Annotated in this window: 13 protein-coding genes; 7 read left to right on the plus strand and 6 right to left on the minus strand. The window is 69.8% G+C overall.

Annotated elements, in window-relative coordinates; translation table 11 throughout:
* The first annotated feature begins 13 nt into the window (after positions 1-13).
* Positions 14-1,426: a YibE/F family protein gene (locus ACFV9H_RS06800; RefSeq protein WP_385394277.1), complete on the plus strand. Its 1,413-nt coding sequence runs from the start codon at positions 14-16 to the stop codon at positions 1,424-1,426.
* Between the two features lie 197 nt (positions 1,427-1,623).
* Here the strand turns inward: ACFV9H_RS06800 and ACFV9H_RS06805 are convergent, their stop codons facing one another.
* The 4 genes from ACFV9H_RS06805 to ACFV9H_RS06820 form a co-directional block, all read right to left on the minus strand.
* Entirely contained in the window at positions 1,624-2,073 is a 450-nt protein-coding gene (locus tag ACFV9H_RS06805; RefSeq protein ID WP_385394280.1) for an SsgA family sporulation/cell division regulator, read from the minus strand.
* A gap of 97 nt (positions 2,074-2,170) precedes the next feature.
* Positions 2,171-2,917, minus strand: a complete 747-nt coding sequence (locus ACFV9H_RS06810) for an IclR family transcriptional regulator (protein ID WP_385394282.1) — start codon at positions 2,915-2,917, stop codon at positions 2,171-2,173.
* 282 nt (positions 2,918-3,199) lie between these two features.
* Positions 3,200-3,430, minus strand: coding sequence for a DUF5326 family protein (locus tag ACFV9H_RS06815; protein ID WP_385394284.1), 231 nt, complete (start codon positions 3,428-3,430; stop codon positions 3,200-3,202).
* Positions 3,431-3,595: 165 nt separating this feature from the next.
* On the minus strand, positions 3,596-3,913 hold the full coding sequence (locus tag ACFV9H_RS06820; RefSeq protein WP_385394286.1) for a cupin domain-containing protein: 318 nt from the start codon (positions 3,911-3,913) through the stop codon (positions 3,596-3,598).
* Between the two features lie 89 nt (positions 3,914-4,002).
* On the opposite strand from ACFV9H_RS06820, the gene ACFV9H_RS06825 reads away from it, so the two are divergent.
* The 5 genes from ACFV9H_RS06825 (at position 4,003) to ACFV9H_RS06845 (ending at position 7,729) form a co-directional block, all read left to right on the plus strand.
* Complete coding sequence (locus ACFV9H_RS06825; protein ID WP_385394288.1) at positions 4,003-4,383, plus strand: phage holin family protein; 381 nt, start codon at positions 4,003-4,005, stop codon at positions 4,381-4,383.
* 12 nt (positions 4,384-4,395) lie between these two features.
* A complete protein-coding gene (locus ACFV9H_RS06830) occupies positions 4,396-4,935 on the plus strand; it encodes a low molecular weight protein-tyrosine-phosphatase (protein ID WP_385394291.1) in 540 nt (179 codons plus the stop codon).
* Complete coding sequence (locus ACFV9H_RS06835; RefSeq protein WP_385394294.1) at positions 4,932-6,101, plus strand: cystathionine gamma-lyase; 1,170 nt, start codon at positions 4,932-4,934, stop codon at positions 6,099-6,101. The genes ACFV9H_RS06830 and ACFV9H_RS06835 overlap by 4 nt, the downstream gene beginning before the upstream one ends.
* 192 nt (positions 6,102-6,293) lie before the next feature.
* Positions 6,294-7,190, plus strand: a complete 897-nt coding sequence (locus ACFV9H_RS06840; protein WP_385394296.1) for a LysR family transcriptional regulator — start codon at positions 6,294-6,296, stop codon at positions 7,188-7,190.
* A 59-nt stretch (positions 7,191-7,249) separates the two neighbouring features.
* The gene (locus tag ACFV9H_RS06845) at positions 7,250-7,729 is read left to right on the plus strand and encodes an NUDIX domain-containing protein (RefSeq protein ID WP_385394299.1); all 480 of its coding nucleotides are present in this window, start codon (positions 7,250-7,252) and stop codon (positions 7,727-7,729) included.
* 42 nt (positions 7,730-7,771) lie between these two features.
* Here ACFV9H_RS06845 and ACFV9H_RS06850 read toward each other — a convergent pair whose 3' ends face one another.
* Positions 7,772-9,034: a globin domain-containing protein gene (locus ACFV9H_RS06850; protein ID WP_385394302.1), complete on the minus strand. Its 1,263-nt coding sequence runs from the start codon at positions 9,032-9,034 to the stop codon at positions 7,772-7,774.
* A 68-nt stretch (positions 9,035-9,102) separates the two neighbouring features.
* Complete coding sequence (locus tag ACFV9H_RS06855; protein WP_385394305.1) at positions 9,103-9,753, minus strand: HAD family hydrolase; 651 nt, start codon at positions 9,751-9,753, stop codon at positions 9,103-9,105.
* A gap of 118 nt (positions 9,754-9,871) precedes the next feature.
* Between ACFV9H_RS06855 and ACFV9H_RS06860 the strand changes: the two genes are divergently transcribed.
* Positions 9,872-10,765 (plus strand): GNAT family N-acetyltransferase, encoded by an 894-nt coding sequence (locus ACFV9H_RS06860; RefSeq protein WP_385394307.1) that lies wholly within the window; start codon positions 9,872-9,874, stop codon positions 10,763-10,765.
* The last annotated feature ends 91 nt before the right edge of the window (positions 10,766-10,856 follow it).

Consider the following 10,856-nt stretch of genomic DNA (forward strand, 5'->3'; position numbering starts at 1 on the left):
CGATGATCTGCCGGTGACGTCCTCGCCGCAGCCCCCCAACGAGCCCACAGAGCCCCATGGCCACACCGGCCACGAGCACTCAGGTGCCGGCCAAGCCTCCGGCCATTCGCACGGGAACAGCCACGGCCACGGCCACGGCGGGCACAGCCACGGCCACGGTCCGGCCGCTCCCGTCTCGAAGCACCTGCGCAAGGTCATCGCGGCCGTACTGATCCCCTTCGCCGCCGCCGTCTTCGTCGGCATGGCGGTGCTCTGGCCGGGCGGCGCCCCCGCCCACGAGCGCACGGGGGTCGGTTTCGACCGGCAGACCCAGCAGGGCACGGTCGTCTCCCTGGAACGTGTCGACTGCAAATCCGTGAACGCCTCACAGGTGCCGCCGACCGGCGATGCGTCCACCCCCGAGGGGCGCGAGGCGCAGGCCGCGCAGACCGGGGAGTGCAAGAAGGCGACCGTGGAGGTCGGCACCGGCTCGGACAAGGGGCGGACCTTCGTGGAGGTCGTCCAGCCGGGTGCGCCACGGCAGTTGGAGAAGGGCCAGGAGGTGGTCGTGGCCTACGCTCCGGACGCCCCGCGCGACCTCCAGTACTCGGTGATCGACGTGAACCGGAAGTTCCCGATGGCCCTGCTGGCCGGCATCTTCGCCGTCGCGGTCGTGGTCGTCGGGCGGATGCGCGGGCTGTTCGCGCTGATCGCGCTGGTCGTCAGCTTCGGCGTGCTGACCCTCTTCATCCTCCCGGCCATCCTGCAGGGTTCGAATCCGCTGCTCGTCGCGATCATCGGCGCGAGCGCCATCATGCTGATCGCCCTGTACATGTGCCACGGCCTGACGGCCCGGACCTCGGTCGCCGTCCTCGGCACGCTCGTCTCGCTGCTGCTGATCGGGCTCCTGGGCTCGCTGTTCATCGACTGGGCGTTCCTCAGCGGCAACACCGACGACAACACCGGCCTGATCCACGGCCTCTATCCGGACATCGACATGAGCGGTTTGCTGCTCGCGGGCGTGATCATCGGATCCCTGGGTGTACTCGACGACGTGACGGTCACCCAGACCTCGGCGGTCTGGGAACTCCACCAGGCCGACCCGACGATGGGTCCGCGTGGCCTCTACCGGGCGGCCATCCGGATCGGCCGCGACCACATCGCGTCGGTGGTCAACACGCTCGTACTGGCCTACGCGGGCGCCGCGCTGCCACTGCTTCTGCTGTTCTCGATCGCGAACAGCAGCATGGGATCCGTGGCCAATAGCGAGCTGGTCGCGGAGGAGATCGTGCGGACCCTCGTGGGCTCGATCGGGCTCGTGGCCTCGGTCCCGGTGACCACGGCGCTGGCCGCGCTGGTCGTTTCGGCCGACCGACCGGAATCCCCGGTCGCCTCGCCGGCCTCGGGGCCGGTCCGCGGCGGCCGGGGCCGGCGGCGCAAGCGCTGAATGGTGGTTCCCGGACAACGGGAACGAAGGGCCGGCGGACGCGGCTGGTCAGGTCGCGTGCGGTGCCGGCCGGTGAAAGTCGGCGGGACGTGGCGCTCAGCGCGTCGGCACGCTGAGCCGGTCCTCATGGTGGTCGTCGTCCGTTGGTCAGCGGACACCGGTGTTGCCTGTACTGCCGGTGTTACCTGGTGCCGGCGTCAGCCCGCGTTCTGCTCGTTCTGCCTCGACTCGGCGAGGATCTTGCCGAGCGCCTCGTCGAGGTTCTCCTCGAAATCACCCAGGTTCCGCTCCTGGCCGAGCGGAACGATCCGATCGGTCCGGTCGAGGAACGCGACGAGTGGCGCCGCGCCGGCGCGGAACAGGGCTCGGTCGGCACCGACCTGGAGCCGAATGTGGACATCGGACAGTTCCTCGGGATCGGTGGGGGCGATGTGCACATCGCCGTCACCGCACGGCTTGTTGATGCCGTCGAGGAGAAGCTCCCGGCCGAACGCCCAGGTCACGGGCGCGTCTCCGGGAAGGTGGAAGGTCAGGCGGACTGCGTAGGGGTCACGAGCGTCGTACCGGAGTTCCACCGGAATCCGGAACGAGAGCTCCTCGGAAACGAGGAAGCTCATCATGACCTCTGCCTGTACCGACTCGCGCATTGCCTACCCCGCTGTAGTGGAAGTGGCCAGGAATGATCCCCCAAGGCCCTCTTGACAAGAGTGGTGGAAGCGCTAGCAGATCACAAGGAGTGAGTTTTCAGATACTGATAGAGAACGAGAGGGTGCTCAACAGCGCGCCTACTTCACTCCGTAGCCGATCGACCGCATACAGCAATCGGTCTTCCTGGTGCAGAGGAAGAGAAATCGCCATGGTTGCCGCGGTATCGCCCGCCGTGATGGGGATGGCGGCGCAGACCGTGCCCAGGGCATATTCCTGGCGTTCGGTTACTGGCTGCATTCGCCCGAGGGCCCCGATGCGGTTTTCCAGGGAGCGCAGATCCCGCACGGTATAAGGGGTGATGGCCTCGACCGGGTGGCGGTCGTAGTACTCCTGGCGGGTCTTCTCGTCGAGCTGTCCGAGCAGGCACTGCCCGATCGCGTGCGCGTGCCCGGTCTCCCGGAAGTCGGCCCACTCCTCGCAGGCCGGGTTGGCCGGGGTGCCCGAGACGCCCACGACCTCGATCTCACCCTCTCGGTAGACCGCGAAGTAGACGGGGGCCCCGACCGTGTCGCGGAAGTGCGCGAGGGAGTCGAGGATCATGCCGCGACGTTTCTGCTGAAGTCCGCCGCCGGCGAGCCGCCCGGCGGCGTCGCCCAGAACGAACACTCCGCTCTCTCTGCGCAGGTATCCCTCGTGCGTGAGGGTGCGCAGTAGGTGGTACGCGGTGGGAAGCGGGAGCCCGGCTTCGCGCGCCAGCTGTTTCGCCGGGGCTCCCTCACTATGGGACCCCACTGCTTCGAGCAGCCTCAGCGCCCTCTGCACCGAACCGATCAGAGTCGGCACACCGGCATTGTGAACCGAAGACAAAGCTCACCCCCAGGCGTGGCAGCGGGCCTTCGGGGAGGCCCGCCCTGCGGGGGCCGCCCCCGCACATGCCATAGATCCTGGGGGTCGTACTCGGCGGCTACTTGGCATAACCGCAGGTCAGGGCGGCAGAACCGGCTTTCGGTGCCCAGGGAACGGCACAGATTGCCACTCTATCCGCCGATTCCCGGCGTGTGAGCGGTTTACCGCTTCACGTTCCCTCGCCTGGCGCAATCGCGGAACCATCCCGTCCGCACACTTCTACCACTCGGTGGACGAGGACTTCGAACCGCCACGACCGCCGACCTTCTTCACGAGGAAGATCAGACCACCGACGAGGCCGGCGAAGACGAGCAGCTTGAAGACGATCCCGATCAGCGCGCCCAGGATGCTCGTGATCACACCGCCGAAGACGAACAGCACCAGCAGCGGAACGGCGACCCACTTGACCCACCAGGGCATGCCCGCGAATGTCTCTCGGATCCCGTCCATGTCTCCCGACCTCTTCCTGTTGCTCGTCCTCATCCGTGACTTCCTGCTCTCGATGCTAGGAGTCGGCGGACGCCCGCGGGGGCCCGGAAGCCCCCGGAGTCCCCTGATCCGCCCCCTAGGGGCTGGGCCTCGGACGAGGGGCCCGACCCTGACCCGGTGGGACGCTCAGCCCTCCGGCGGGGAGAACACCACCATCACCTTCAGGTCCTCGGTGATGTGGTGGAACTTGTGCGGGACTCCCGCCGGAACGTAGACCACGCTGCCGCGCGCGACCATCGTCGTCTCCTCCCCGACCGTGATGGAGGCCCTCCCGCTCACCACGAAGTACACCTCGTCCTGCCGGTGCGGCTGTTGTGGGTCGCTCTGCCCCGCGTCGAGCGCGTACAGCCCGACCGACATGTTCCGCTCACGCAGGAACTGCAGATAGGCGCCGTCGTTGGCGGCGCGCTCCGCTTCGAGCTCGTCCAGCCGGAACGCTTTCATCGTCCTTGTGCCCCTTGTACTCAGTCGTTCCCGGGTATCCGCTCATCTGCGGATGTCCCAGCGGGATCTTCTCTGCCACGATCAGACACATGACGAATTTCGTAGTCAAGACGCTCGCCAACGCGGCTGCCCTGGCCGTCGCCATCTGGCTGCTCGCCGGCATCACCCTCGACGACGGCAGCAGCCTGGGCCGCCGGACGCTGACGCTGTTCCTGGTCGCGCTGGTCTTCGGCCTGGTCAACTTCATCGTCAAGCCCGTGGTGAAGCTGCTCTCGCTGCCGCTGTTCATCCTCACCCTGGGCCTGTTCACCCTCGTCGTGAACGCCCTGATGCTGATGCTGACCTCCTGGCTCGCCAAGCAGCTCGACCTCAGCTTCCACGTCGACGGCTTCTGGACCGCCGTCGTCGGCGGCCTGATCATCTCCATCGTCAGCTGGGCCGTGAACATGGTCCTGCCCGACAAGAACTGAAACAGGCCTCCCATGTACCGCGTCTGCTTCGTCTGCACGGGCAACATCTGCCGCTCGCCCATGGCCGAGTCCGTCTTCCGCGCCCACGTCGCCGAAGCCGGACTCGACGCCTTGGTCGAGGTCGACAGTGCCGGGACCGGTGGCTGGCACGAAGGCCACCCGGCCGACCCGCGGACCGTCTCCGTCCTGGAGGCCGCCGGCTACGAGCAGGCCCACCGGGCCCGGCAGTTCCGGTCCTCCTGGTTCGCCGGCCTCGACCTCGTCATCGCGCTCGACGCCGGGCACCTGCGGGACCTCCGGGCGCTCGCGCCCACCCCGGAGGACGCCGCCAAGGTCCGGCTGCTGCGGTCCTTCGACCCGGCGGCCACGGCCGCGGAGGGCGACGTACCCGACCCCTACTACGGGTCGCTCGACGGGTTCGAGGAGTGCCTGGAGCTGGTCGAGGCGGCGAGCCCCGGCCTGCTGGACGCCGTACGCGAAGCCCTGGCCCCGGCCCTGGCCCCGGCCCTGGCCCCGGCCCCGGCCCCGGCACTGAAGGAGCACACCGCGTGAACGAGCGTCCCGACGAGACAACGGCGGGCGGCGGGGCAGCCCGGCTCGGCGACGGCACGCGCGCCGTCCGCGCCGGACTGCCCGCGCCCGTCAAGAACGAACCGACCCTGCCCGGGCCCGCCTTCGCCGCCCACTTCCACCTGCCCGGCGACGTCGAAGGCCCGTACACCTACGGCCGCGACACCAACCCCACGTGGACCCTGCTGGAGCAGGCGATCGGGGAACTGGAAGCCCCCGGCCAGGACGTGCACACCGTGGTCTTCGCCTCCGGCATGGCCGCGGTCTCCGCCGTGCTCCTCTCCCAGGCACGCCACGGTGACACCGTCGTCCTGCCCGACGACGGCTACCAGGCCCTACCGCTGCTGCGCGAGCAGCTGGAGGCGTACGCGATCCACGTGCGCACCGCTCCGACCGCCGACGAGGCCCAACTCGGCGTCCTCGACGGGGCCCGGCTGCTGTGGATCGAGACCCCCTCCAACCCGGGGCTCGACGTCTGCGACGTACGCCGCCTGGTGGACGCCGCACACGCCGGCGGGACCCTGGTCGCCGTCGACAACACCCTGGCCACCCCGCTCGGACAGCGCCCCCTGGACCTCGGCGCGGACTTCTCCGTCGCGAGCGGCACCAAGGGCCTCACCGGCCACGGCGACCTGCTCCTCGGCTACGTGGTCTGCCGGGACGCCGAACTCGCCGCCCTCGTCCGCCGCTGGCGCAAGATCGTCGGCGCCATCCCGGGCCCCATGGAGGCCTGGCTCGCCCACCGCTCGCTGGCCACCATCCAGTTGCGCGCGCAGCGCCAGTGGGCCAACGCACTGGCCGTCGCCGAGGCCCTGACCGGGCGCGCCGAAGTCTCCGGGCTGCGCTACCCCGGCCTGGCCACGGACCCCTCCCACAAGACGGCCGCCCGCCAGATGCGCGGTTTCGGCTCGGTCGTCTCCTTCACGCTGCCAGACCGCGCGCACGCGGAACGCTTCATGAGCGCTCTTCACCTGGTCGAGGACGCCACGAGTTTTGGGTCGGTACGGTCCACCGCCGAGCGGCGCGGACGGTGGGGCGGGGACGCCGTCCCGGAGGGCTTCATCCGCTTCTCCGCCGGCGCCGAGGACACCGAAGACCTGGTCGCGGACGTCCTGCGGGCCCTCGATTCGGCGGTTGCCGGCAGCTGAACAGGCCCTGGAAAGCGGTCCGAGCCTCCCCCCTCGTGGCTCGGACCGCCCGGGTTCATCGCGGGAGAAACACCGGCGGGAACCACGCGACAAGGCTAGTTGACTCAGCGTCAGAGTCCAATCACGGTAACGACAGGGGCCTATCCGCATATTTATAGTTGAAGGCCCCCACCGAGAGGTCGAGGTGCCGCCATGGACCTGGCTCTGCTGCGCACCTTCGTCGCCGTCCACCGGGCCGGGTCCTTCACCCGCGCCGCAGCCCTCCTCGGACTGTCCCAACCCGCCGTCACCTCGCAGATCCGCACCCTCGAACGCCAGCTGGGACGCCCCCTCTTCCACCGCCGCGCCCGCGGCGTCACCCCCACCGCCGTCGGCGACGAACTCGCCCACAAGGCCGCCCCGCACCTCGACGCCCTGCTGCGGATCACCGAGAGCGAGCGGGAGGCCGCCGGAGCGTTACGCACCCTCCACGTCGCCGGACCCCCCGAATTCCTGAGCCTGCGGGTACTGCCCGCCCTCGCGCCGCTGGTCGGCCAGGGCCACACCCTGCGCGCCACCCTGCAGACCGGCGCCGAGGAGACCCTCGACGGCCTCGCCGCCGGCCACCACGACCTCGTCGTCACCACCGCCCGCCCGCGCGGCGGACTCTTCACCGCCACCACCCTGTGCGACGAGGAGCACGTCCTGGTCGCCGCTCCCTACTGGGCCGCCCTCGTCGACCTGAACCGGCTGCACGTGGAAGGTCCCGCCGCGCTCGACGGCATCCCGCTCGTCGAGGTCCACGAGAGCCTGCCCCTCGTCACCCGCTACTGGGCCACCGTCTTCGAGACACCGCCCGAATCCGCCGCCACCGTGGTCGCGCCCGATCTGCGCGCCGTACTGGAATGCGTGAAGTCCGGCGCCGGACTCGCCGTGATTCCCCGATACCTCTGCCAGGACGACCTCGACGGCGGCCGGATCGTGGCCCTGGCCGAACCGGCGCTGCCGCCGCTGCGCACCTGGTTCCTCGTCGTACGGGCCGGCAGCCTCGCCCTCGCCCACCTCGCGCGGGCCCACGAGCTGCTGCTGCACGCCGCCGCACACTGGTGAGCTCCCGTTCGAGACACGTGGCGCGTTTCAGAAGCGGAGTCGTGGGCCACTCTTCTCCCATGACCGAACGTCCCGTGGTCAAACGCACCGCCCGCGCGATCCTGCTCGACGGTGACGACCTGATCCTCATCAAGCGCACCAAGCCCGGCATCGATCCCTACTGGCTCACCCCCGGCGGGGGAGTGGAGTCCTCGGACGCCACCGTCGTCGACGCCCTCCACCGAGAGGTCCACGAGGAACTCGGCGCGAAGATCACCGATGTGGTGCCCTGCTTCGTCGACACCGTCGAGCACATCGCCGACGGGGGAGTCACCGGCGTGAAGGTGCAGCACTTCTTCGTCTGCCACCTCGAATCAATGGACCCGACCCAACGGCACGGACCCGAGATCGACCAGCCCGAGGGCGAGTACGAGATCGTCCGCGTGCCCTTCAGCCGCGTCGGCATCGCCGCCGTACATCTCGTCCCGCTGTCCCTGCGGCACTACCTCGACGGCAACATCGAGGGGGTCCGCGCCATGCACGCCCCCGACCTGGGCTGAAATCGGTCCGGGCCGGCACCGGCGGGGACGTGCCCGCCGGTGTCAGCCCGCGACGCCCGCCAGCTCCTCGACCGCGTCGTGCCGGATCCGCTCGTCGGGGATCCCTATCCGCTTGAGCTCGTCCACCCCGTTGCGGATCATCGCGGGCGGCCCGGAGATGTACGCGTCGTACGAACTCCACGGCCCGTGCTCACCGACCGCCTGCGGCAGCTGGCCGGCCAAGCCGTCGCCGACCACCGGGCGCACCGACAGCCACGGGTGCGTGCGCTGCAGGCCCAGCAGGGTGTCCTTGTCGTAGAGGTCGTGGTCGCTGCGCGCCCCGTAGAACACCTCCACGGGCCGCCGCTCCCCGTGTTCGGCCACGTCCTCGATCAACGCCTTGATCGGGGCGATGCCGGTGCCACCGCCCAGACACAGCATCCCGTTGTCCGTGGTGTGGTCCACGATCATCGACCCGGCCGGCGGGCCCAGCCGCAGCACGTCCCCCGGGCGCGCGTGGCGCACCAGCACGTTGGACACCCAGCCCGCCGGAACGGCCTTCACGTGAAAGGACAGCAGCCCGTCGGCGCGCGGCGCCGAAGCGAAGGAGTAGTGCCGCCACACCCGCGGCCACCACGGGGTCTCCAGGCTCGTGTACTGACCGGCCAAGAAGGCGTACGGCTGGTCGGGGCGGACCGTCAGCACCGCGATGTCCGGGGTGCGCAGATCGTGGGAGACCACCTCCGCGTGCCACCACGCCGGGGCCTTCACCTCGTCCTCCGCCGCCGCGTCGATCATGATCTGCGAGATCGCGGTGTACGCCCGCACCCAGGCGGCCTCCGTCTCCGGCCCCCAGGTCTCGTGCGCGTACCGGGCCAGCGACCCGATCAGCGCCTCGCCGACCACGGGGTAATGCCCGGCCATCGTCCCGTACTTGCGGTGCCCCGTACCCAGCCGGCGCAGGTAGGGGGCGAGCACATCCGGATTGTCGATGTGCTCGGCGGCGGTGAGCAGCGCCTTCAGCAGCCGATCGCGCTGCGCGTCCATCGCGGCGGGGAACATGCCCCGGACCTCGGGGTGCCCGGTGAACACCAGTGCGTAGAAGTACGAGGTCACCCTGTCGGCGACCGGCGCGATCTCCGCGAGCGTCCGGCGGATCAGAACGGCGTCGGGCGAGGCCTCGGGCGCCGCGCCCTGACCGGGTATCCGGGCCGTTCCCCGTCTGGCCGATCTGGTGGGCGGAGCGTCCATGCGGTGCCTCGCTTCGAGCATCTCGGTCGGGTCTGCACACGCCACGGCCTGTGAATCCGTGGTTCCGGGCTTCACAGCGTGCCATCCGACTCAGAGGCCTGCGGGGAAATGCGGAAAATCCGCGTTTCGAACCCACTTTCCCCTTAAGATGCCTCAACTCCCGGGCGTGCCACCCCTACGAGCTGGTATGCCTCTCGAAGGTCCCTGCCCTTGTACACGTGGGTCGCTCGCTCCGCCAGAAAAGGCCGCGCGTTGACCGCCACGGAGACCGGCACCGCCTCGAAGAGCAGGGCATCGGTCACCGAATCCCCGTACGCGACGCAGTCACCCCGGCTCACCCCGAACCGCTCGCACAGACGGTCCGCCACCGTGACCTTCCCCGCGGGCGTCAGGATCCCCGCCGCATCCACGGGCCGGGTGAACGGCACCTCCGGGAAGACAGAACCGTGCGCGGCGTGCGCGCCCCACTCCAGCAGCAGCTCCACGAAGAAGGACGGCGACAGGGAGATCACCGCGCAGTAGTCCCCGCGCTCCCGGATCTCCCGCCACACGTCCCGAATGCCCGCCAACCAGGGCGCCCCCTCGAAAGCTGCCCGGACGTGCGCGGGCGTCAGCTCCGCCCAGAGCGCGTGCGCCGCCACCGAGAACTGGTGCGGCCCGATCTCCCCGGCCCCGAAGGACCGCTCCAGCGCGGCGATCTCGGCGCCCACGCCGAGCTGACGGGAGATCTCGACCGGCGCCGCCGAGCCGTACATCAGCGTCCCGTCGAGATCGAAAAGGTGCAGGAGGGTCATGGACGTCGAGGCTAGTCGCTGTGTTTCACGTGAAACCACGTTTCACGGTCGATGTTTCACGTGAAACATCGACCCAAATCCCCTGGACGGGCCCCGGTCAGTGATCCAGTCTGAGCCGGTGACACCACCACACATCACCGATCTGCCGATCCGAGCGCTGAGCGTGGACGATCTCCGCCGCTGCGCCGACCTGTCAGAGAACCGCGGCTGGCCGCGCGAGGACCACAAGTGGGGACTCCTCCTCGCCGCCGGAAACGGCTACGGCGTGGACGCCCCCGACGGCCAGGGACTCGCGGCCGCCTGCGTCGTCACCCCATACGGACAGACCCACGCCGGACCGGAACTCGCCGCCGTCGGGATGGTCCTGGTCGCCGACCGCTACGCCCGCCAGGGCCTGGGGCGCCGCCTCATGGAGCACGTCTGCGACGACGTACTCAAGGGCGTCCCCCTCACCCTGCACGCCACTCCCTACGGCCGCCCCCTCTACGAGGAACTCGGCTTCGACACCACCGGCCGAGCCGAGATGCTGAAGGGCACCTTCCGCCCCGAAGGCACTCCCGACGCGTACGGCACCCCGCTGGTCCGACCGGCCAACGCCGAGGACCTCCCGCGCATCCTGCGTCTGGACGCCGAGGTCTTCGGCACCGACCGCACCCACATGATCACCCGGCTGCCCGCCTTCGCCGATCAGCTGCTCGTCGCCGAGGACCGAACCGGCGACGGCACCCTCATCGGATACGCCGCGGCCTGGCCCAACATGGAGACCCATGTCATCGGCCCGCTCGTCGCCCACGACATCGGCACCGCCCAGTCGCTGATCACCGCGCTCGCCCTGGGCACCGACCGCCCGCTGCGCACCGACATCGACGTCCGCCACGAGGAACTGCTCGGCTGGCTCAAGGACCGCGGCCTCGACTCCATCGCCTTCAACGCCGTCATGACCCGGGGCATCCCCGGACTGCCCGGCGACTGGACCCGCCGCTGGGCACCGCTCACCGTGGCCGCGGGCTGAGAAAGACATCTCACGGAGCTAAGCCGTCAAGCCGCTACTGCCAGAGAGGAGGGGAATGCCTGATGTTCGTCGAACAGCGTCTTGTGCTTGA

Origin of the sequence: Streptomyces sp. NPDC059874 (genome assembly GCF_042731135.1) — a bacterium.
Taxonomy (GTDB): Bacteria; Actinomycetota; Actinomycetes; order Streptomycetales; family Streptomycetaceae; genus Streptomyces.